Here is a 22,257-nt window from a genome sequence, read left to right as displayed (position 1 = left end):
GAGCTCATGAGTCTTCCTTCCTACGCGTCTGGGGTTTCCGAGGTCGAGTTGCTGGGGGAGACGATCGGGCAGAACCTCAGACGGACGGTGGCCGCGTACGGGGACCGGGAGGCGATGGTCGAGGTCGCGTCCGGGCGGCGGTGGACGTACGACGAGTTCGGCGCCGAGGTGGATGTGTTCGCGCGCGGGTTGATGTCGCGCGGGATCGGCAAGGGGGATCGGGTCGGCATCTGGGCGCCGAACTGTGCGGAGTGGACGATCACGCAGTACGCGACGGCAGCGATCGGGGCGATCCTGGTCAACATCAACCCGGCGTACCGCACCCATGAGCTGTCCTACGCGCTGAACCAGTCAGGGGTGAAGCTGCTGGTCTCCGCGACCGAGTTCAAGACGAGCGACTACCGCAAGATGGTCGACGAGGTGCGGCCGGACTGCGCTGCGCTGGAGGAGGTGGTCTACATCGGCACGCCGGACTGGGGCGCCGTCGTCGAGGCCGCGCTGCACACCGGCCCGGAGGACCTGGAGGCCAGGGCGAACGAGCTGAGCTTCGACGACCCGATCAACATCCAGTACACGTCCGGGACCACCGGCTTTCCCAAGGGCGCGACACTCTCGCACCACAACATCCTGAACAACGGGTACTTCGTCACCGAGACGATCGCGTTCGGCCCGGACGACCGGCTCTGCATCCCGGTGCCGTTCTACCACTGCTTCGGCATGGTGATGGCGAATCTCGGCTGTACTACGCACGGCGCGTGCATGGTGATCCCCGGCCCGGCCTTCGACCCCGCCGCCACCTTGCAGGCCGTGCAGGATGAGCGCTGCACCGGACTGTACGGAGTGCCGACCATGTTCATCGCGGAGCTTGGCCTGCCCGACTTCGCGTCGTACGACCTGAGTTCGCTCAGGACCGGCGTGATGGCGGGGTCGCCGTGTCCGGTCGAGGTGATGAAGCGGTGTGTGGCCGACATGCACATGGCTGAGGTGGCGATCTGTTACGGCATGACCGAGACCTCGCCGGTGTCGACGCAGACCCGCCGCGACGACGATCTGGACCGCCGTACGTCGACCGTCGGCCGGGTGATGCCGCACGTCGAGGTGAAGCTGGTCGACCCGGCCACCGGGCTGGTCGTGCCGCGCGGTGAACCCGGTGAGCTCTGCACCCGCGGGTACTCCGTGATGCTCGGCTACTGGGACGACCCCGAGAAGACCGCGGAGGCGATCGACCGGGCGCGCTGGATGCACACCGGCGACCTGGCGGTGATGCGCGAGGACGGCTACGTGAACATCGTCGGACGGATCAAGGACATGGTGATCCGCGGCGGCGAGAACGTGTATCCGCGAGAGATCGAGGAGTTCCTCTACACGCATCCCGACATCGCCGACGTGCAGGTGATCGGGGTCCCGGACCAGAAGTACGGCGAGGAGCTCTGCGCCTGGATCAAGCTCAAGGACGGCGCTGCGGAGCTGGATGCCGCCAAGATCAGGGAGTTCGCCACCGGCAAGCTCGCCCACTACAAGATCCCGCGCTACGTCCTGCTGGTCGACGAGTTCCCGATGACCGTCACCGGCAAGATCCGCAAGGTCGAGATGCGCGAGAAGTCCCTGGGCCTGCTCGGCCTCAGCTGAGGTTCCGGTAGAACTCCAGGTGCGCGGCCGCGGCGGCTTCCCAGGTGTAGGTCGCGGCGAGCTCACGGCCTCGCGTGGCGCGGTCGGTGGCAGGTGCCTCGCGCAGCCGCTGCGCGAGTTCGACCGGACCGGTCGCGTAGGCCGCGGCGTCGCGGAAGACCTCGCGGAGGACCGGGAGATCGGACCCCACCAAGGGGACCCCGGCGGCGAGGGCCTCCATCGGGGCCAGGCCGAAGCCCTCCTTGAGCGACGGGAAGGCGAAGACCTCGGCGGCTGCGACGAGTGACGGCAGGTCCGCGTCGGCGACCGGGCCGAGTACGACGGGTGAGACCCCTAGCTCGGCAGCGCGCTTGTCCCAGTCCGCGCGGTAGTCGCGGTAGTCGAAGAGCGTCTCGCCACCCGCGATCACCAGCCGTAGCTCGGGATCGGTTGCCTGGAGCAACGCATACGCCTCGAGCAGGTCCAGCGAACCCTTGCGTGGTTCGATTCCGCCCACTGTCACGACGTACCGGCCGAAGCGCTCACGCCAGACGGCCCGCGCGGCGACGGCCTCCGGCGTGTCCCCCGCGGCAGCGCGGAAGCGGGCCGAGTCGACGCCGTTGGGGATGACCTTGGCCTCGATTCCCCACCCGGCGGCGAGTTCCGCGGCGACGGCGGCGGACACGCAGATGTGGGCGTATGGGTCGACGATGGCTCGCTCGTGGCAGGCGACCAGCTCGGGGGTGGTGAACGTGTCGAGATGGTGCACTGTCCGGACGCAGCGGCCGACCGCGTTCGCGCTGATGCAGTCCTGCGCGTGCACGATGTCGTATCCGCCGGCGTCGAAGGCGTTCCGCAGTACGGCGATCGAGCGCAGGATCCGCTCACCGACCTGCTCGCCGGGCTGGTCAGGAAACGGTACGACGGCCAGCTGGACGCGCGGGTCGACCTCGCGATAGAAGCCGGTGTCGCCGCCGCGTCCGAGCGACCAGACCGTCACCTCGGCACCCGTGGCGGCCAGGGCTTCGGCGAGTGCAAGGGTGTGCACGACCCCGCCGCGCGGCTTGGTCGAGTAGCTCAGCAAAGCGATTCGCATCAGTAGGCCTCTGGGCGGCGTTCGTCGAGATGATGCAGGACCCGGCGGGCGATGTCGATCTCGGCCCGTACGTCGAGGTCGGCGATCGCGATGCCGGCCTTGGACCAGGTGCGGGCGACGATGTCACCGCCCGGGCCGACCACCTTCGACTGGCCGAGGAAGCGCATCCCGCCGATCGAGCCGGTCAGGTTCGACGAGACCAGCACTACCTGGTTCTCGGCCGCGCGGGACCGGTCGTACAGGTCGAACAGCCGCGACTGGCGGTCCTCGTTCATCCGGGGCGCCCGGTTCGTGATGCTGGTGGGCCAGGCGTTCAGGCAGGCGATCAGCTCGGCGCCGTCCACGGCCAACGCGCGCGCGGCCTCCGGGAACGTCTTGTCGTAGTCGATCATCATGCCGAGCCGGCCGACCGGGGTGTCGAACGCCGCGAACCCGTCGCCGGCGGCATAGACCGCGCGTTCGCCGGGCGGCTGGTGCACCTTGCGGTGCTGGCCCAGTACGCCGTCACCAGTGACGCACAGGGCCGTGTTGTAGCGAAGAGAACCCGAGGCCTCGCAGAACCCGAAGCAGACGACCATCTCGCCGGCCATCGCGATCAGCTTGGAGATCAGCGGATCGTGCAGCTCCAGCGCCGGCGGCAGATCGTCATGCTCTGCCTGGCTGAGGTCGGAGAGGTAGCCGCCCAGCGTCGCGTCCGGCAGGACCAGCAGCTGCAGCTCCTCACGGCGGCCGTGCCGGATCAGCGCCTCCACCCGGGACAGGTCGAACTCCAGGTCCCGGGTGAAGCCGGCAGCGACCGCCCCGATCTTCAAGCCCACGCCGGCTCGGGCGTCCCATACGTCTCGGGCCGCCGGTCGCGCAGGTGTCCCATCGACCGCCGCGCCAGCTCGAGCGCCAACGCCACGTCCAGCTCGGCGATCGCCATCCCTTCGCTGACGCCGGTGTCGGCCAGGATCTCGCCGCCGGGATCGACCACCTTGGCACTGGCCACGAAGCGCATCGACCCGAACATCCCGGACTGGTTCGCCGACAGCCAGACCACCTGGTTCTCCAGCGCGCGGGCCCGGTCGAACAGATCGAACCGGCGCTTCCACCGATCCTTCGCCAGGTCAGGATCCGGGTTCGTCCGGGCGCCGGGCCACGCAGAGATACAGGCGATGATCTCGGCCCCGTCCATCGCCAGCGTCCGTGCCGACTCCGGGAAGGCCTTGTCGTAACAGATCAGCAGCCCGAGCCGACCAACCGGCGTATCGAAGGCCTCGAACCGGTCGCCCGCCGCGTAGTGCGCGTCCTCCTGCAACGGCTGGTGCACCTTGCGGTGGTTGCCGAGCACACCATCGCCACTCACGCAGACCGCGCTGTTGTAGATGAACCCGTCCGCGGCCTCGGCGTACCCGGCGGTGACGACCATGTCGCCGGCCAGCTTGGCGAGCCGTGCGATCTCGGGACCTTGTACGTCGAACGCGGGCGGCGGCTCGGCGGTACCGTCCAGGCTGAGCAAGTAGCCACCGAGCGCGCCCTCAGGCAACGCAAGCAGCTTCACCCCGGCAGCCCGGGCCTTTTCGATCAGCGCGGCCACCCGGGCGAAGTCGCCTTCCAGGTCGCGATCGAAGTTCGCGGCGACGGCTGCCATCCGCAAGGTCGTCATGCTGCTCCCATCCCGGTCACGCCGCCCGCCAGGGCTTCCGTGACCTCGCCGTCCGGCCAACGCAGCCGCACGCCTTGTCCGATTTCCAACTCGCCGCACACAGCACTGTGAGCGGGACCAGCCGAGAGTTCCTGTGTTCCGGTAGTGAGCATCGCGAAGCCTGGGAAGCAGGTGAGCCAGTCGCCCATCGAGGCCGCCGCGGGCTTCGGAACTGCGGCCACGTCGAGCACTGCAGCGCAGCCGCTCGCCTCCGCGAGCATCCCGAGCGTGCCGACCACTCCGGCCATCGACACGTCCTTCGCCGCAGCCGGTCTCGCCTTGCCGACCGACGCGAGCATGGTCTGCAGCTCGGCGGTACCTCGACTGCTCGTCGAGTCCCACTGCCTCCCGGCGTAACCAGGGCGCCAGGAGCCACCGATGTCAGCTGTCAGTCGCACCTGCTGGCCGGGCCTTCCACCGCCGCCCGGCACCGGATGCTCGGTGCGCCCGAGCGCCGTGACGCTCAACGCCGCCGGTACGCCGAACTGGGTGTGCCCGCCCAGCACCGGTACGCCGTACGCCGTGGCGGCCTGGCGCAATCCGCTCATGATGCGCGACGCGAACGACCGATCACGCGCGCCGATCGCATCCAACAGTCCGACCGGTACTGCGCCCATGGCGGCCAGGTCGTTCACATTCACGAGGACCGAACACCAGCCGGCCCATTCGGGGTCACGCTCGACCAGCGACGGCACGATCGCGTCGCAAGCCGCCACGAGATCGCTGCCCGGCACGGGAGCGCCGTCGTCGCCGATGAAACCGGCAGGCCCGATCCCTTGCAGCAATGGGCCCAGGTCGCTCTTCGTCGCCGCGGCGAGCTGGGCGATGCGGCCGATCGGCCAGTGCATCAGCACATGCTCGGTCCCGGCGACGGTGACCGGCCGAACCGTCTGCCAGCCGAGTCGCTGGAAGAACCGGTGCGTCCCGGTCTGGACAGTCGCGTCGAACCGCAACGCACCCGCTGCCTCGGCCCTCGCGCAGGCCGCGCGGACCAAGGCCGCGCCGGATCCCTCGCCGGCCACCAGCCGACCTCCCTGCCACCAACCGATGTCCGGCCCGTCCGTCGCAGGTCCAAGCCGCACGCCACCGATGACCTGTCCGTCAGCAGTTCTCGCGACCAGTACTACGGTCCGCGGGTCCTCGTCCCGGTCGTCCAGATCAGTGCGGTCGAACAAGCCTTGCCTCTCGACGAAAGCTTGTCGTCGAAGCTCGCGGTACGCGCTGATCGTCGCCGCGTCCTCCGCTTCCTCGATCAGGAACGAAGCTGCCTCGGGCAACGGATCACCCAGCAGGGCCTCGACATCCGCCGCCCTGCGCACGCCTGTGAGCTGCAGCGGAATCGCCGGACTGCTCGCGAATCCGCTGCTCACCACCTGGATGCTCATGAGCCGGCTGCCGACAACAGGCTGCACGCGCCGCAGGCGGCACAACCCGCGCCCTGATCCGCACCACGCATCTCTGCCGCGGCCAGCAACTCCGCGACCCTGGCCGTGACGTCGCGAACCACCTGCGGGTCAGGCGGTGTGACACCGTCCGCCCGGGCCAACGTCCCGAGCATCGGCCGCAGCGGTACCACGAACGGGTAGACGCCCCGGTCGATCAATCTCGCGGCCCCGGCGACCAGTTCGTCGGGGTCCTCGCCCATGCCGATGAGCAAGTACGTCGACACCCGGTTGCGGCCGAACACCCGGACCGCCTCGTCCCAGGCCTCTTCGTACTCGGCCATGGTGACGGTCGATTTCCCCGGCATCCACCGGCGGCGTACCTCGTCGTCCATCGACTCGACGTGGATGCCGATCGAGGTCGCGCCCGCGGCGTACAGATCGCTGATGACGGACAGCTCGCCGGGTGGTTCGATCTGGACCTGGATCGGGAGTCCCGGCACGGCTTCCAGGACGGCCCGAACGCAACGGACCAGGTTGCGCGCGCCCCGGTCCTTGCCGGTGGTGGTGCCCGTGGTCATCACCATCTGGGTGACGCCGTCCAGCCGGACCGCCGCCTCGGCGACCTCCGCCAGCTGGGCCGGCGTCTTGGCCGCCACCGTGGCGCCCGCACGCAGTGACTCCTCGATCGAGCAGAACCTGCAGCGGGTCGACTCTTCGTACCGGATGCAGGTCTGCACGACAGTCGTAGCCAGCACGTCCTTGCCGTGCAGTAATGCGATCTGCTGGTAGGGCACCCCGTCCGCGGTGACCAGGTCGTAGAACTTCGGCCGGCGGACGGGCTCGACCGACAACCCCAGGTTCAGCCCGTTGCGGAAGACCGCGCCGTCCCGGACCTGGTAGGGGCTGTCGGCAACGATCGGGAGGGTGGCGTTGGCACCGTCGACGACCAGGTGCCCGTCGTCGCTCGGGCCGGCGCCCTTGCTGCGGCGGACGGGTGCGTCCACCTGAACGCCGTACACGGCCATCTCCGCCCGGGCGGACAGCCTCGATTCCTCGGTGCCAACGCTCATGGCGAACCTCTCAGAACATGTAGGTCGAGTTGATGATGGCGCCCTTGCGGGCGTAGTGGATCAGCGCGTCCTGGACGTCCAGCGGGTGCGTCGGGATGACGCCCTCGATCAGGTCCTCCTCGCGGGCGCCGTGCAGCGACAGCCCGAACCGGCAGCAGTAGACCTTGCCGCCCTCGGCGATGAAGGTCTTCAGCGATTCGTTGATGTTGTGCTCGCCCGGGAACGCCGAGTTCCCGGTGGTCGGGAAGCCGCGGGTGGCCAGGCAGTTCAGCGAGCCGGGACCGTAGAAGTAGATCGCCGACTCGAAGCCCTTGCGCTGTGCGCGGGTCGCCTGCAGGATCGCGACGAAGCTGACCGAGGACTCGTGCGCGATGCCGTGCACCAGGGTGAAGTAGGTCTCGCCGTCCTCGGCGGTGTAGTCCGGGAACACCTTGGTGCCGCCGTAGATGCTGGACCCCTGCGGCAGCGACGGGTGCGGGATCTCCCCGAGGCTCTTGGTCTCGAGCTCGGTCAGTTCGGCCAGTTCGGGCATTTCTGTACTCCTTGGTTGGGGTGTGGGGTGCGTGGTGGGTCAGTCGTAGAGGTGTTCGAAGGTGCGGTGGAAGACCAGCTCGCCGAGCTCGCCGTCTCCCATCGCGGCTTGCAGCCGGGCCAGCTCGCCGGCGTGGTCGCCCCAGGGCTGGTCGCTGGCGAACAGCACCCGGTCGTGGCCGATACCGCGGCGCTCGATCTCCGCCGCCAGCCAGGCCGGGGCGAAGCCGATCGCCCAGGACAGATCGGTGTAGACGCGTTTGCCGGCCTCGATCCAGTCGAAGAACCGCGAACCGATCAGCTTGATGTGGCCGCTCATCCCGCCACCGAAGTGGACGAGGTGCAGCGGGACCTGGTCGGCGTAAGTCTCGACCAGGTGACCGATGTGGTCGATGTCCGAGGCCGCGCCGGGTGAGGTGTGGACGTGGACGACGAGGTTGTGCTCGGCGGCCGTCGCGAAGATCTCGTCGAGCTGCGGCTTGACCGCCTCGTCGGTGGGATGACCGCCCAGCAGGAAGCTCAGCTTGAGCACCCGGACGCCTTCCTCGCCGGCGAGGTTCAGCGCCTTCGCGGTCGGCACGGCGTCCTGGGGGCGCGGTGAGACCCAGAGTCCGGCCCGGATCCGGTCGTCCCGCGCCGCCGCCTCGACCACCAGGTCGTTGAAGGCGAACGAGACGGCGACATCCGGCACGCCGTAGTTCGGGATCACCAGTGCCCGGTCGGTGCCCTCGGCATCGAGATCCCTGATCAGGTCGTCGATGGTGGCCCGCGCGGTGATGTCGGGGTTGACGGCCGGGCCGCCGTAGAAGGGGTAGGCGGGCAGCACGCCGAGATGGCGGTGCGCGTCACAGAGCTGTGTCGACATATCGATTGCCTTACGCAACGGTCTTGGTGGCTCGGGGCAGGCCTGCGATCCAGCGCACGCCGGTCTGCATCCGACGGGCCGCGATCTGGTCCGCCAGGTACGCCGCGTCGTCCGCCACACCGCCGAACCGGCCGGATCCCCAGGTGTGCTGCCAGGGCAGGCCGATGAAGTACAGCCCTGGCCGCGCGGTCACGCCGCGATGATGGGTGGGATAGCCGCGGCCGTCGAAGACCGGCACGCGGATCCACGAGTCGTCGCGGCGGAAGCCGGTGCTCCACACGACCGAGGTGATCCCGTCCAGCGTGAGGCTCTCCTCCTCGATCTCCGGCTCCCAGACCGGTCGATAGCGGGCCTGTTCGGGTGCCTCGATGCCGAGCAGGTCGATGTAGGCGTCGATCGAGTCCTTGATGCCTTCGCAGACAGCGTCGGCGTGGTCGAGGTTGGCTCGCAGGTTCGGGGCGAACCGCAGCCGCTCACCGGCGATGTCGATCAGCCGGCCGTAGAGGCGCATGCCCTCGGTGGCGAACTTGCGCAGGTCGATGTCGCGGCCACCGTCACGTCCGGTGACGTAGTGGTTGACCCGGAACCGCACCGAGTCGACGTCGTCGAACTCGTCGATTCCCTTGGCGTAGTAGCCCATCTCGTCCAGCCACGCCACCACGTCCTTGCCACGGTAGAACCTCGCCACCCGCGGCGCGCTCCCCGTCACCAGGTGAACCTTGCGGCCGGCCAGGTGCAGATCCTCGGCGATCTGGGAGCCCGATTGCCCGGTGCCGACCACCAGCACGTGACCCGCGGGCAACTGCTCAGGATTGCGGTACTGCGAGGAGTGCAACTGCGTCAGCGTGGACGGAAGTCGCTCGGCCATCCGCGGGACCCGCGGCCGCTGGTAGGGACCAGTCGCCAGCACCACCTGATCGGCCGTCAGTACTCCGTGGTCGGTGCTGACCCGGTATCCCTGGGCACACTCCTCGAGCCCGGTCGCGCGAACCCCCTCGACCAGCGGTACGTCGTACGAGCTCGCGTAGTTCTCGAGGTAGGCGACGATCTCGTCCCGGACCATGAACCCGTCGGGATCGGCCCCGTCGTACGGGAAGCCCGGGAGCCGGCACTGCCAGTTCGGCGTCACCAGGCAGAACGAGTCCCATCTACGGTTGCGCCACTCGCTGCCGACCCGATGCGCCTCCAGGACAACGTGATCCAGACCGCGCGCGGTCAGTTGCCAGCTGGTCGCCAGTCCGGCCTGGCCGCCACCGACCACGACGACGGGATAGTGCGCGCCGTCGGAAATGGTGAGCTGGGGCATCTCGTCTCCCGGGAAATCGGTGCTGCCTGGATGTCATCCAGTGAAGAGCCGCCCGATTGCCGCACGATTGCCTCCGGAACAAACTCACGTTTCCGAATCGGCCTTCCACGTTTCGCGTGGGTTACCACGTCCGCGGACTGGTGGGGCCCCTGAGCTCTGAAGTGATCAGCGGGGAAGGGACGCACGATGGCCAGACGAGGTAAGCCCTCGGTCGGGCTATGGGCGTACGGACGAACAGGAAGATGTCGCAGTCCGCCGCGGCACCCACGCGTATCGGGCGGGGTTGGGCAAGCGGAACAGCGACATCTTCCTGTCGGTCGGTACGCCTCAAGCGGGGGACCTGGCGCCGGAAACCGCCGCGGGCTAGCGGACGGCGGCGAGGGCGGCGGAGTCTTCGTCGCCGAAGACTTCTTCGAGCCTCTCGGGGGAGTAGTCGAGGTCGATCCCGGTCACGTCGGCTCCGAGGGCTGATTCGATCGCGCCCAGGCGGCGGGTGGCCCGGTCGCCGGCGTACGTCATCAGTGCGGTCGGGTCGATCTCCGGCGGGATCTCCGGCATGTTGTCGAGTGCCCACTGGATCTGGGTGAGCGCGTGCGGGAGCAGTTCCTCCATCGTGTCGGTGACGACCTTCCAGTTGGACCCGTCCGCGGCTATATGGCGGCGACAGGTGAACGTGCCCCACGCCATGTGGCGGCGTTCGTCGTCACCGATGCGGCGGATGAGCTCCTGCATGCCGGGCAGTACGCCGCGGCCCGCACAGAGCAGGTTCCACGAGTGATAGCCGGTGAGAGCCAGAGTGCCTTCTACTACGTGGTTGTAGGTCACCGAAGCCCGCACCTGGTTGGCGGGAGAAGGGTCGTCCGCGAGCGACTTGAGCGCCACCGGCAGGGCCTCGTAGAAGATCGCGCGGTAGCCGGGGTTGTTCTCGACATACCGGTGCAGGTCCTCGGTGACGCCGACGGCGTCCAGCCACATCCGGAAGACCGCGGTGTGCTTGGCCTCTTCGAAGCAGAACTGGGTCAGGTACAGCTCGTCGCCGAGCCGGCCTTCCGTGGCCATCGCCTGCAGGAAAGGCTGGATGTCCTCGGTGACAGCCTCCTCGCCGGCGATGAACTGAGCACACAGCATCAGCGCGTTGTCGCGCTCGTTGTCGGTGAAGTCCTGCCAATCCTTCGCGTCCTGGCTGAAGTCGATGTCGCGCGGGTTCCAGAACTTGCTGTTGCCCTTGTCGAACAGGCGCAGCGGCAGCGCGTCCCAGTTGAGCCCGCCCGCCTGGAGCGAGCTGAAACCCTGCCGGTGAAGTGGATTCGTCATCACTGCCTCCTGCTGCTGAGACTGTTGTCAACTGTGTTGAGAAAGGGACCTAGCACCCGGGCGACCTGATCAGCGACGACGGCCGGAGCCGCACCGGGGTTGACGATGTGGCTCAGTACTACGCGCAGCGCGACGTCCATACAGGTGGTCGCGTCCTCGGCCGGCACCTCCGGCCAGTGCTCGCGGACGTGTTCGTCCAGGCGCTGGTGGCTCAGCTCGAGCACTTGCTGGCCGCGGGTGGTCAGGAGTTGGCTGGCCTGGTCCGAGCCAGGCGCACCGAGGGCCGCCTTCACCAGTGGGTTGTCGGACGCCAGAGTGAGGGCGCGTTCCACCGCGGCGCGGAGGCCGTCGATCGGGTCGGTGTGCTCGGCCAGCGCGCTGTTCACGTCGAGCAGGAATCGCTCGGTCTCCCGCGCGGCGACCGCCTGCAGCACACCCCACTTGTCGCCGAACTCGTTGTAGACGGTCTGCCGCGACACCCCCGTGCGGCGACCCACCTCGGCCATCCGGAGGCCGTCGTACCCACCGGCCACGATCGCGTCGTACGCCGCATCGAGCAGTTCGTCCCGCAACCTCCGCTTGGTCCGCTCGATGAAGGAGTCCATGCAGGAGAGGATTTACATTTCAGGTCCAGATGTCAAGAGTCGGGACATCTGGACCTGAAATGTCAATTCGGCTCAGACTGCGGAGTAGTGCGTGGCGTCGCCAGTGCGCGCCGTACTGCGGACGCCGTCCAGGCTCACCGGGACGTCACCGGCCAGGGTGATGCGGTGCAAGCGGCGCGGCTGGTCGTCGTAGTCGGCGACCCCGTAGTGCTGTGTCGCTCGGTTGTCCCAGATCGCCAGGTCACCGGGCTGCCACTGCCAGCGGACGGTGTTGTCCAGATTGGTCACGCGGTTCTGCAGCAACTGGAAGAGCTGGGTCGATTCGGCCGAGCTCAACCCCACGAACCGCCGGACGAAGTGGCCGAGCACCAATGCCCGCTCCCCGGTCTCCGGGTGCACCCGCACCACTGGGTGCTCGGTTTCGAACAGCTGCGAGATGAACTGCTCGCGGTGCGTCTGCACCTTGACGTCCACGCCGCCGATCCGGGTCTCGTCGACCCGGCCCGCGTAGTCGTAAACGTTGCTGTGCACGGCCCACAGGCGATCCACCAGCGCTTGCAGCGGAACAGGCAGGTTCGCGTACGCCGTAACGGTGTTCGCCCAGCTGGTGGACCCGCCGTACGAGGGCAGGGTGACAGCGCGGAGCAGGCTGATCGCGGGGATCCGGTCGACGAAGGTGACGTCGGTGTGCCAGCTGTTCGCCTTGCCGTAGTCGGAGTCGATCGGCAGCACGTGCTCGCTGCTCTCGAGGCTCTTCGAGGTCGGGTGCGCGAGCGTCGGCGTCCCCAGCAGCTTCGCGAAGGCGAGCTGGCCGGCGTCGTCGAGGTGCTCCTGGCCGCGGAAGAAGATCACCTTGTGGGTCAGCAGCGCCTGGCGGATGGCGGCGACGGTGCCTGGGTCGAGGTCGCCGCCCAGCCGGACGTTCCCGACGACGGCGCCGATTGCCGCGCCCACCTTGGTGACGGTGGTCGTAGGTGCTTCGAGTTGTGTGGTCATGGTCTGACTCCCTCGGGGCTGGCGATCCGGTCAATGTCTATATTCCTACTGAATTACTAGACTTAGGGGCCTGTCCGGGATTCGAGACCGGGGCCCTGGCGGTCTCAGCACCACGACGGGCCGGAAGCTGCCGGAGCAGGAACAAGTAGGGTTGGGGACGTGTCAACCGCCGAGATCCAGCCCAGTTCCGCCAGTGCCGGTCCGTTGAGTACCGACGTGCCGGAGCTTGTCGTCGGCTTCGACCTGGACATGACGCTGATCGACTCGCGGCCGGGGATCCAGGCTGTCTGGGACCTGCTCGCGGCCGAGACCGGCGTACCGATCGACACCGACCTGGTGGTCAGCCGCCTCGGCCCGCCGCTCGACTGGGAGATGGCGAACTGGTTCCCGCCGGAGCAGATCGACGCGATGGTCGTGCGATACCGCGAGCACTACCCGAACTACGCGATCACGGGCAGCCTGCCCCTGCCGGGCGTCGCCGAGTCGCTGGCCGCGATCCGGGCACTGCGTGGACGCACGGTGGTCGTGTCGGCCAAGTACGCCCCGAGCGTGAAGCACCACCTGGACCACCTCGGCCTGGATGTCGACGAGCCGGTCGGTGATCTGCACGGTGCCGACAAGGGCATCGCGCTGCGGGAGCACAAGGCGACCATCTATGTCGGCGACCACACCGCGGATATCGACGGCGCCCGCGCTGCCGGTGCCGTCGCCGTCAGCGTCGCGACCGGCCCGTTCTCGGCGGACGAGCTGCGCGCCTATGGCGCCGACGTCGTACTGAATGACCTGACTGAGTTCCCCGCCTGGCTCGACGAGTACGTGCTCGAGCAGCGGCTGGAGGCGTTGATGGAGCGGCTGGCCGGCTACAAGAGCATGGTGGTCGCCTTCAGCGGCGGCGCCGACTCGGCCTTCCTGCTGGCTGCTGCGGCACGGGCGATCGGCCCGGCGAACGTCGTTGCGGCGACTGCCGTCAGCCCGAGCCTTCCCGTCGCCGAGCTGGAGCCCGCCGCACGGTTCGCCGACAGCCTCGGCGTACGGCACGTCACTCCGCACACGCACGAGATGGACCGCGAGGGATACCAGGCCAACGCGGGCGACCGGTGCTACTTCTGCAAGGCCGAGCTCGTCGAGACGCTGCAGCCGATCGCGGACGAGTTCGGGATCGATGCGATCGCCACCGGGACGAACGCGGATGACGCGATCGCCGGCTTCCGGCCGGGCATCAGGGCCGCCTTCGAGCGTGGCGCGATCACGCCGCTGCGCGATGCCCGGCTGACGAAGGCGCAGATCCGCGAGACCTCCCGCAGCTGGGGCCTGGAGACCTCGGACAAGCCGGCCGCCGCGTGCCTGTCCAGCCGGATCGCCTACGGCATCAGGATCACGCCGAACCTGCTCGCCCGGGTCGACCGCGCCGAGCAGGCGGTCCGGAACCACCTCACGCAGTACGGCGTACAGAACGTCCGGGTGCGGGATCTCGGCGAGTCGGCCAGCATCGAGATCGACGCCGGCCTGCTCGGCACAGTCGACACCGCGGCATTGGTGGAACTGGTGCGCGCCGAGGGTTTCACGGCCGCGGCCGTCGACGCGCGGGGCTTCCGTTCCGGCTCGATGAACGAGCGCCTCCCAGACCCCGAGCGCTTCCGCTGATTCAGGCGTGCGATCGGGCCCGATGATCGGCACGGCCCGCAGATTCACTGAGGCGCCGCTGGCTCGGTTCACGTACGCTGGGTAGCCGGCCCGGGCAGCCCGTCCGGACAGCCTTTCCGTCCTGTTCCGACGATTGACATCGAAGAGGTTCCCGTGCCTGTTGGCAAGGTCAAGTGGTATGACTCCGAGAAGGGTTTCGGCTTCCTCAGCAAGGAGGAGGGCGGGGACGTCTACGTCCGGGCGGAGGCCCTGCCGGCGGGAGTGACCAGCCTCAAGCCGGGCCAGAAAGTCGAGTTCGGCGTCGTCGAGGGCCGCAAGGGTGAACAGGCTCTGCAGGTCCGGCTGATCGACCCGCCGCCGTCGGTGGCGAAGGCGATGCGGCCGAAGCCGGAGGAGATGCAGCTGGTGATCGAGGACCTGATCAAGCTCCTCGACAGCGTCGGCGAGGGCTACGGCCGCGGCCGCCACCCCGACCCCAAGACCGCCCGCAGCGTGGCCACGGTTCTCCGCGGCGTCGCGGACAAACTCGACGTCTGACCACCAGACCGGGTCTCCCGGCTTGAGGCGGGTTCCCTGGTCGAAGCTGGGTAAGCCGCCGTAGCTCGGCGGCCCCCGGCTGGACCGGGCGGGGGTTAGCGTCGGGTGCCGGCGGCGCGGCGGGTGATCAGGGCCTCGATGCCGTCGAGCACGGTGGTGAGGCCGAACTCGAACTCGTCGTCGTCGAAGTCGCTGCCGTCGTCGAAGGTGCCGTCCTCGAAGGTCGCGGCGATGGCCGGGAACCTCTCCGGAGTCGCCAGCATCATCAGCCGCTGGGCATAGAGCTGGTCGGCCTCCTTCTCGGTCTTGTCGGCCTGGTTCACGAACAGGTTCGCGGTCAGCTGGGTGACGCCGCGGACGTAGATATTCACCAGCACGATGGATGAGAGCCGGTCCGGGTTGGTCAGCGGCGTCCCCTCGAACGCACGCAACCCTTCCTCCATCCAAAGCAGTTGCTTGGGGGACAGCGGCGGCTCGAACACCGGTACCTGCAGGATCCACGGGTGCCGGTGGATCGCGTCCCGCACCATCACCGCCCACTGGGTGATCCTGGCTCGCCAGTCCGCCTTCGGGTCAACGGGGTCCGGCGTCCCGAAGGCCTCCTCCACCATCACGACGTACAGGTCGTCCTTGGAGTCGACGTACCGGTAGAGGGACATCGTGGTGAAGCCGAGCTCGGCCGCCACCTTGTTCATCGAGACCGCGCCGAGGCCGGCCGCGTCGGCGAGCCTGACCGCGGCCCTGCCGATGTCGGTGATCTGCAGCGTCGGCTTCGGCCCCGGCCGTGCCGGCCCCTCGAGTCCCCAGAGCAGTTGCAACACCCGCGGCAGTTCGTCCGCCGTCTGACTCATCGTCGTGCCTCCTGACGCGTCCGGCTGGCTCCGGATAATTTCCCCAAGTCTATCTGTTTACGTCGCAGACAAATGCCTGCTACGGTCTGCGTATCGCGCACACAGTGTGCGTCATACACAGATCAGCTGGAGGGCGTCATGAGCACACCGGAGCCGGTCGGTCAGAAGGCCGGACGGAAGGAATGGATCGCGCTCGGCGTGCTGGCGCTGCCGTTGCTGCTGGTCTCGATGGACGTGTCGGTGCTGTACTTCGCGGTCCCGTTCATCAGCGAAGACCTCGGGGTGTCGGCGACCGAGCAGCTGTGGATCTTCGACATCTATGGGTTCGTGCTCGCCGGGCTGCTGATCACGATGGGCTCGCTCGGTGACCGGATCGGCCGGCGGCGGCTGTTGATCGTCGGCGCCGTGGCGTTCGGCGTCGCCTCGGTCGCCGCGGCGTACGCGCAGAACCCGGAGCAGCTGATCGCCGCCCGCGCGGTGCTCGGGATCGGCGGCGCCACCCTGATGCCGTCGACGCTGGCGCTGATCCGGAACATGTTCCACGACGCCGGTCAGCGGAGTAAGGCGATCGCGTTCTGGAGCGCGGTCATGCTGGGCGGGATCTCGCTCGGTCCGGTGCTCGGCGGCTTCCTGCTGGAGCATTTCTGGTGGGGCTCGGTGTTCCTGATCAACACCCCGGCGATGGTGCTGCTGCTGGTGCTCGCGCCAGTCCTGCTGCCCGAGTTCAAGACTGCTGCCAAAGGCCGCTTCGACCTCATCAGTTCGGTGCTGTCCCTGGCAGCGGTGCTGCCGGTGATCTGGGGGATCAAGGAACTCGCAGCACACGGGCTCGAGGCGATGCCCGTGGTCAGCATCGTGGTCGGTCTGGTCTTCGGAGTGATGTTCATCCGGCGGCAGCGGACGGCGGCGCACCCGATGATCGAGCTGGCGATGTTTCGCAACCGCGCCTTCAGCGGTGCCCTTGCCGCTAACACCATCGGGACACTCGCGCTGCTCGGCAACGCCGTATTCATGACGCAGTACCTGCAGCTGGTGCTCGGCATGAGCCCGCTGAAGGCGGCGCTGTGGGCGCTCGTCCCGTCGGTCGTGGTTGGCGGCGCTGCACCTCTCGGTGCGGCGCTCGCCCAGAAGATCGACCGGGCTTACGTGCTGGGTGCCGGGTTCGTCGTCGCGGCGGGCGGATTCGGCGTACTGACCCAGGTGCACGCGGACTCGGCGCTCGTCTGGCTGCTGGCCGGTTCGGGCCTGCTCGCCGCCGGCCTGGTGATGGTGATGTCACTGGTGACAGAGGCTGTTGTCGGAGCGGTGGTACCGGAGCGCGCTGGATCGGCGTCCGCGCTGATGGAAACCTGCAGCGAGTTCGGCGGCGCGCTTGGCATCGCAGTACTCGGCAGCATCGGTACTGCGGCCTACCGGAGCGACCTCGACACGCACCTGCCGTCTGGTCTTCCCGCCAGCATCGCTTCAGCCGCTCACGAGGGTCTACCAGCAGCCAGTGCAGTCGCCGCCCAACTCCCTTCCCAGCTAGGCGACCTCCTACTAGCGGGAGCCCGCACCTCCTTCAGCCACAGCATGAACGTGGTCGCCGTAGTAGGCGCCTTGATGCTCGGCATGACCGCAGTGACCGTCACCCTGATCCTCCGCGGCAGGGCCACCTCGGCATCGCCCAAGGATGAAGCCGGCACGGATCAGGAGGTTGTTGCTGAAGGCAAGCAGATGTCGATCAGCTGAGTGCTCGGGTGATCAGCGTGGTGGCCGGCGGCCTGTGCCGGTGTCGGGGCCCGACCGCCGTCGCCGGGAGGGTCCAGGCTCGCGTTCCAGGGTCGGCTCGGCTGCCCAGGGCGCTTCGTCCTCGACCGTCTCGTCATCGTCCGGCTGACCACTCCACCATCGGCCGACGGCCGCACCCGGCGCCTTGTCCTGTCGCTCCTCCGCGCCCTGTCGAGACCGGTCGGAGTCGTCGGCGAACGGGTCGAAGCGGAGCTCCACCGTGGGTTCGTCGTGGCGAGCTGGGCCACCGCTTCGCGGGTCTGCTGAGTTGCTGCCGCCGTGTGTGGGGCGGCGTTCTGGGCGGGTCGGGTCGTCGGGGCTGGTCAGGATGGTGCGGGTGGTTGCTTCGGGGTCGTGGACCGTCGAGACCGGGCGGGTCTCGTGGTTTTCCGGTGAGCCGCTCGGTCCACGCGAGTCGGGAGGACCGCCAGGGCTACCGAGGCCACCCGGTCCACCGGGCCGGAGCGGTCCGCCGTGGGTGCGGGTTGGGGGCGCGGGGGTGGAGGGCTTGTGGCGGATGACCAGGACCACGACGATCACCAGAACCGCGGCGAGGAAGCCGAAGCCGAGGCGCGGGATCAGGGGAAGGAGGATGCCGCAGCCGCCACCGATCACCCAGGCGAGTTGGAGCACGGTTTCGGAGCGGGCGAACACCGAGGTACGGACGGTCTCCGGGACGTCTCGCTGAATCATCGCGTCGAGCGACAGCTTGCCCAGTGAACTGCACAGTCCGGCGACCAGGCCGAGCACGATCAGCATCGGGAAGCCGTAGAGCACCGCCACGCAGACCGCCACGATCGCGTCCGCGAGCAGTACGACGAGCACGACGGCCTCGGGTTTTCTTGCCTTGAGCAACGATCCCGTGAGGGTGCCCAGGCTGTTGCCGATTCCGGCGGCGGCGATCACGGCACCTGCGGCGAAGGCGCCGTTCAGTCCGCTGATCGGCCGGTCCCGGAGCAGGAACGCGAGGTACATGGTCAGGAAGCCCGACACGAACCGCAGCCCCAGGTTGCACCGGATCCCTCGAGAGACCGCCGCGGTGATCGCCCGGCGCCGGGCGTCCCGGCCCGCGGCGCCGGTCATCTCCTCGCCCGCGGGGGAGTCGACGCGGCTCGGCAGGCGGATCGCGAGGACCAGGCCGACGGTGTAGACGAGTGCGGCCCAGCGCAGCGACCATTGCGGGCCGATCGCGGCGAACGCGCCTGCGATTCCGGCGCCGATGGTGGCGCCGGCCAGGCCCGCCAGCGAGATGCGCGAGTTGGCCGTCACCAGGGTGACGTCCTTCGGCAACAGCCTTGGCACCGCGGATGCGCGCGTGACGCCGTAGGCCTTCGACGCGACCAAGCAGCCGAGTGCCGCGGGATAGAGCCAGGTGGAACTGTCCGAGATGGAAGCGGCGAGACTCCAGACGAGGAAGCCGCGCAGGCCGAGCGTGGCCCCGATCGCCCAGCGGCGGCCGTGCCGGAACCGGTCCAGGATCGGCCCGATCAGCGGGGCCATCAACGCGAACGGCGCCATCGTCAGCAACAGGAACAGCGCGACCCGATCGCGTGCCTGTGAGCTCGGTACGGCGAAGAAGACCGTGCCTGCCAGGGAAACCGCGAAGGCAGTGTCGCCGGCTGCGTTGACCGCGCCGAGCTCGATCAGTCGGGACAGGCCGGACTCGTTCGCACCCTGTGCACCGGTCAGACCGCGGATGCGGCGACCGGTGGCCCTGCCCACACGGCCGGTGACGTTGGCGGTCTTGACCGAGGCTGCCGCGAACCCGGTGGCCCCGACCTTCGACGCACGCCCGAACTTCTTGCCGGCGCTGCCCAACTTCTTGGTCGCACTCCCGAGCCGCTCACCCGCATTCCCGAGCCGCTCACCCGCACTGCCGAGCCGCTCACCTGCGCCCTTGTCGTCCCCGCCGGGCCCGGCCCCCGAAGGACCGCCGGTTCGTGAGTTGCGCGAACTTGGGGGCGGCGTGCTCCGGCCGGGGCGCGTGCCTGGACGCCGGTGTTCCCGGGGATCCGTGGGACCAGGACTTTCCATAACCCCATCCTGCCCTGTGCCGGGGACAGCGCGCAGGCGCGGCGCGACTCGGGCTCCGCGCCGGTGCGGTTCGGGTCTGGCCGGGATGCGTGCGAGAATGACCGATTGTGACTCCCGTCAAGACTCCGGAACCGGTCCGTGCCAAGTCCGACGCCATCTGCGTCGCGTCGGTCGAGCCTGCCCGCGAGGCCGCGATCGCCGAGGCAGGCGCCGCGCAGGTCGGGGAGTACCTCGGTTGTCAGGTCGAGGGTGAGCGGCTCGTCACGCACTACTTCGCCTCGAGCCACCCTGGCTACCGGGGTTGGCGCTGGGCCGTGACGGTGACGCGTGCAGCGCGCGCCAAGAACATCACCGTCAACGAGGTCGTGATGCTGCCGGGCGACGAGGCGATCGTCGCGCCGGAGTGGGTGCCGTGGTCGGAGCGCGTCCAGCCCGGCGATCTCCGTCCGGGTGACCTGTTCCCGACTCTGCCGGACGACCCGCGGCTGGAGCCCGGATTCACCGACACCGGTGCGCCGGAGGACGTGCTCGAGGTCGTCGAGGAGCTCGGCCTCGGCCGCGAGCGCGTGCTCTCGCAGTACGGGCGGGAGCTCGCAGCGGATCGCTGGTACGCCGGGGACTTCGGCCCGGAATCCCCGATCGCGCAGGCGGTTCCGTACAAGTGCCACTCGTGCGGCTACTGGATCCGCCTCAAGGACAGCCTCGGTCAGGCCTTCGGCGCCTGTGCGAACGAGATGGCGCCGGGTGACGGGCGGATCGTGGCGTACGACTACGGCTGCGGAGCCCACTCGGACGTGGTCATCGACGCACCGGATCACCCGTCGACCGAGCACGCCTTCGACACCACGGGGTACGACGAGCTGGCGATGAGCAACGCCGCACGCGAAGCCGACGACGCAGTACAGGAAGGCGCCACGGCCAAGAACGAGGTGGACGTCGTCGAGGAGGCGGACGCGGTCCAGGCCGAGGTCGAGGCTGCTGCCGAGCCGTCGTCCGACGACGAGGTCGAAGAAGTCGCCGAAGAGGCCGCGTCAGAGGCCGACCACCACAACTGAGGTCCTACCAGCACGGGCCCGGGCGCCGGGCCCTCAGTCCCCGGTCTCCGGCCGGTGGCCGGCCTGGATGGCGGCCCAGCGGCGCCGGCAGTAGGCCAGACCGATCCAGCCCAGCCCGAAGCCGGCCACGGTGACCCACAGCCACCACTCCCTGCCGTCCTTCTTCAGGTCGTCGCGGAAGATCAGCACCACCACGAACGCGACGGCCCAGGCGACGATCCCGACGATCACGGTGGGGATCCCGGACAGGTCCAACGGCTTGACGTCGGCGTGCACGAGTTCACCGCGCGCCAGCTGACTGGTCGGGTCGGTCCGCTTCTTCGAGACGGGCGTCTCGTTCTGCTCTGCCACGTGCCCACCTTAGACCCCGTGCGACACGGCTTTTCCGAACCACTCGCAACCTGTCGGCCGGACCTGGCACCATTCGCTCATGAGCTCGCCACAGGCTGACACTGCCCGCTCCCGGTCCAGCTTCCTCGATTCGTTCTTCAAGATCAGCGAGCGTGGCTCCACGCTCGGCCGCGAGGTGCGCGGCGGACTGGTCACGTTCTTCACGATGGCCTACATCGTGGTGCTGAACCCGCTGATCATCGGCACCGTCAAGGACGGCACCGGACAGTACGTCGGGGGCGGCACCGACCCGGTGGCCGCGATCGCCAAGATCGCGGTGGCCACGGCGCTGGTCGCCGGGGTGGTCACCATCCTGATGGGCGTGGTCGCGAACTTCCCGCTCGCGCTGGCCGCCGGTCTCGGCCTGAACGCGTTCATCGCGTTCTCGATCGCCACGAAGATGACCTGGGCCGATGCGATGGGCCTGGTCGTGATCGAGGGCATCATCATCCTGATCCTGGTGCTGACCGGGTTCCGGAGGGCTGTCTTCGAGGCGGTGCCACTGCAACTCAAGGTGGCGATCAGCGTCGGCATCGGCCTGTTCATCGCCTTCATCGGCGTGGTCGACGCGGGATTCGTCCGCCGTCCGGCCGCGGCGGGTGGTCCGCCCGTCGAGCTAGGTGTCGGAGGCAACCTTCGCGGCTGGCCCGTGCTCGTCTTCGTGGTCGGCCTGATGCTGATCATCACGCTGTACGCGCGCAAGGTGAAGGGCGCGATCCTGATCGGCATCCTGTCGGCCACCGTGCTGGCGATCGTGCTCGAGGCGATCTTCAACATCGGCGCCCGGACCGCGGACAACCCCGGTGGCTGGGGCCTGAGCGTGCCCAAGCTGCCGAGCGACTGGTTCACCAAGCCCAACCTGGACACGGTCGGCGAGTTCAACCTGTTCGGCTCCTTCGAGAAGGTCGGCGTGATCTCGGCGATCCTGCTGATCTTCACCCTGATGCTGGCGGACTTCTTCGACACGATGGGCACCATGACCGCGATCGGCGCGGAGGCGGGCCTGCTGGACGAGGACGGCAACCCGCCGAACGCGCAGCGCATCCTGATCGTGGACAGCGTCGCGGCCGCAGCCGGTGGAGCCGCCTCGGTCTCCAGCAACACGTCGTACATCGAGTCCGCGTCGGGTGTCGGTGAGGGCGCCAGGACCGGTCTGGCCAGCGTGGTGACCGGGATCTGCTTCCTGATCTCGATGGTGGTCGCGCCGCTGGTCACCCTCGTTCCGTACGAGGCCGCCACGCCGGCGCTGGTGCTGGTCGGGTTCCTGATGATGACCCAGGTGAAGGGCATCGACTTCGACGATCTCGAGGTGGCGATCCCGGCCTTCCTGACCATCATCCTGATGCCGTTCACGTATTCGATCTCCGCCGGCATCGGCGCGGGGTTCGTCTCCTACGTGCTGCTCAAGCTCGTTCGCGGCAAGGCCCGCGAGGTCCACCCGCTGATGTGGGTCGTCTCGGCCCTCTTCGTCGTGTACTTCGCGATCGGCCCGCTCGGCGACTGGCTCACCTGA

At 68.6% G+C, this 22,257-nt stretch carries 20 protein-coding genes; 6 read left to right on the top strand and 14 right to left on the bottom strand.

The genetic code is table 11. The features are described from left to right. Positions 1–6 precede the first annotated feature (6 nt). Entirely contained in the window at positions 7–1,629 is a 1,623-nt protein-coding gene (locus ABD210_RS10035) for an AMP-binding protein (protein WP_344110738.1), read from the top strand. On the opposite strand, the gene ABD210_RS10030 is transcribed toward ABD210_RS10035, so the two are convergent. From ABD210_RS10030 to ABD210_RS09980, 11 genes are all read right to left on the bottom strand, one after another. Continuing rightward, complete coding sequence (locus tag ABD210_RS10030; RefSeq protein ID WP_344110737.1) at positions 1,622–2,704, bottom strand: MSMEG_0565 family glycosyltransferase; 1,083 nt, start codon at positions 2,702–2,704, stop codon at positions 1,622–1,624. The two genes, ABD210_RS10035 and ABD210_RS10030, sit on opposite strands and share 8 nt — an antisense overlap. After that, positions 2,704–3,522, bottom strand: coding sequence for a carbon-nitrogen hydrolase family protein (locus tag ABD210_RS10025; protein ID WP_344110736.1), 819 nt, complete (start codon positions 3,520–3,522; stop codon positions 2,704–2,706). Before ABD210_RS10025 ends, ABD210_RS10030 begins: the two co-directional genes overlap by 1 nt. Then, the gene (locus tag ABD210_RS10020) at positions 3,513–4,352 is read right to left on the bottom strand and encodes a carbon-nitrogen hydrolase family protein (protein WP_344110735.1); all 840 of its coding nucleotides are present in this window, start codon (positions 4,350–4,352) and stop codon (positions 3,513–3,515) included. The genes ABD210_RS10025 and ABD210_RS10020 overlap by 10 nt, the downstream gene beginning before the upstream one ends. Beyond that, positions 4,349–5,776 carry an MSMEG_0567/sll0787 family protein gene (locus ABD210_RS10015; protein WP_344110734.1) on the bottom strand — a complete coding sequence of 476 codons (1,428 nt, stop codon included), beginning with the start codon at positions 5,774–5,776 and terminating at the stop codon, positions 4,349–4,351. Before ABD210_RS10015 ends, ABD210_RS10020 begins: the two co-directional genes overlap by 4 nt. Then, positions 5,773–6,846 carry an MSMEG_0568 family radical SAM protein gene (locus ABD210_RS10010; RefSeq protein ID WP_344110733.1) on the bottom strand — a complete coding sequence of 358 codons (1,074 nt, stop codon included), beginning with the start codon at positions 6,844–6,846 and terminating at the stop codon, positions 5,773–5,775. Before ABD210_RS10010 ends, ABD210_RS10015 begins: the two co-directional genes overlap by 4 nt. 10 nt (positions 6,847–6,856) lie before the next feature. Then, on the bottom strand, positions 6,857–7,378 hold the full coding sequence (locus ABD210_RS10005; RefSeq protein WP_344110732.1) for an MSMEG_0572/Sll0783 family nitrogen starvation response protein: 522 nt from the start codon (positions 7,376–7,378) through the stop codon (positions 6,857–6,859). A 39-nt stretch (positions 7,379–7,417) separates the two neighbouring features. Next, the gene (locus ABD210_RS10000) at positions 7,418–8,242 is read right to left on the bottom strand and encodes an amidohydrolase family protein (protein ID WP_344110731.1); all 825 of its coding nucleotides are present in this window, start codon (positions 8,240–8,242) and stop codon (positions 7,418–7,420) included. A 10-nt stretch (positions 8,243–8,252) separates the two neighbouring features. Continuing rightward, on the bottom strand, positions 8,253–9,548 hold the full coding sequence (locus tag ABD210_RS09995; protein ID WP_344110730.1) for an MSMEG_0569 family flavin-dependent oxidoreductase: 1,296 nt from the start codon (positions 9,546–9,548) through the stop codon (positions 8,253–8,255). A gap of 363 nt (positions 9,549–9,911) precedes the next feature. Further along, positions 9,912–10,862 (bottom strand): R2-like ligand-binding oxidase, encoded by a 951-nt coding sequence (locus ABD210_RS09990; RefSeq protein WP_344110729.1) that lies wholly within the window; start codon positions 10,860–10,862, stop codon positions 9,912–9,914. Next, positions 10,862–11,467, bottom strand: coding sequence for a TetR/AcrR family transcriptional regulator (locus tag ABD210_RS09985; protein WP_344110728.1), 606 nt, complete (start codon positions 11,465–11,467; stop codon positions 10,862–10,864). The genes ABD210_RS09990 and ABD210_RS09985 overlap by 1 nt, the downstream gene beginning before the upstream one ends. Before the next feature lie 72 nt (positions 11,468–11,539). Further along, positions 11,540–12,463 carry a TauD/TfdA dioxygenase family protein gene (locus ABD210_RS09980; RefSeq protein WP_344110727.1) on the bottom strand — a complete coding sequence of 308 codons (924 nt, stop codon included), beginning with the start codon at positions 12,461–12,463 and terminating at the stop codon, positions 11,540–11,542. 159 nt (positions 12,464–12,622) lie between these two features. Here ABD210_RS09980 and larE point away from each other — a divergent pair, with 159 nt between their 5' ends. Continuing rightward, complete coding sequence (gene larE, locus ABD210_RS09975) at positions 12,623–14,107, top strand: ATP-dependent sacrificial sulfur transferase LarE (RefSeq protein WP_344110725.1); 1,485 nt, start codon at positions 12,623–12,625, stop codon at positions 14,105–14,107. Positions 14,108–14,260: 153 nt separating this feature from the next. Continuing rightward, positions 14,261–14,644, top strand: a complete 384-nt coding sequence (locus tag ABD210_RS09970; protein ID WP_344110723.1) for a cold-shock protein — start codon at positions 14,261–14,263, stop codon at positions 14,642–14,644. Positions 14,645–14,739: 95 nt separating this feature from the next. On the opposite strand, the gene ABD210_RS09965 is transcribed toward ABD210_RS09970, so the two are convergent. Then, a complete protein-coding gene (locus ABD210_RS09965) occupies positions 14,740–15,495 on the bottom strand; it encodes a TetR/AcrR family transcriptional regulator (protein WP_344110722.1) in 756 nt (251 codons plus the stop codon). A gap of 138 nt (positions 15,496–15,633) precedes the next feature. On the opposite strand from ABD210_RS09965, the gene ABD210_RS09960 reads away from it, so the two are divergent. Next, positions 15,634–17,226, top strand: coding sequence for an MFS transporter (locus tag ABD210_RS09960; RefSeq protein ID WP_344110721.1), 1,593 nt, complete (start codon positions 15,634–15,636; stop codon positions 17,224–17,226). Between the two features lie 12 nt (positions 17,227–17,238). Here ABD210_RS09960 and ABD210_RS09955 read toward each other — a convergent pair whose 3' ends face one another. Continuing rightward, positions 17,239–19,299: an MFS transporter gene (locus tag ABD210_RS09955; protein ID WP_344110720.1), complete on the bottom strand. Its 2,061-nt coding sequence runs from the start codon at positions 19,297–19,299 to the stop codon at positions 17,239–17,241. A 107-nt stretch (positions 19,300–19,406) separates the two neighbouring features. Between ABD210_RS09955 and ABD210_RS09950 the strand changes: the two genes are divergently transcribed. Then, entirely contained in the window at positions 19,407–20,354 is a 948-nt protein-coding gene (locus ABD210_RS09950) for a DUF3027 domain-containing protein (protein ID WP_344110718.1), read from the top strand. Positions 20,355–20,387: 33 nt separating this feature from the next. Here the strand turns inward: ABD210_RS09950 and ABD210_RS09945 are convergent, their stop codons facing one another. Beyond that, positions 20,388–20,705, bottom strand: coding sequence for a DUF2530 domain-containing protein (locus ABD210_RS09945; protein WP_344110716.1), 318 nt, complete (start codon positions 20,703–20,705; stop codon positions 20,388–20,390). 79 nt (positions 20,706–20,784) lie between these two features. On the opposite strand from ABD210_RS09945, the gene ABD210_RS09940 reads away from it, so the two are divergent. Next, positions 20,785–22,257 carry an NCS2 family permease gene (locus ABD210_RS09940; protein ID WP_344110715.1) on the top strand — a complete coding sequence of 491 codons (1,473 nt, stop codon included), beginning with the start codon at positions 20,785–20,787 and terminating at the stop codon, positions 22,255–22,257.

The organism is Kribbella alba, assembly GCF_039529635.1.
Lineage (GTDB): Bacteria > Actinomycetota > Actinomycetes > Propionibacteriales > Kribbellaceae > Kribbella > Kribbella alba.
This window is presented reverse-complemented; position numbering and strand designations above follow the sequence as displayed.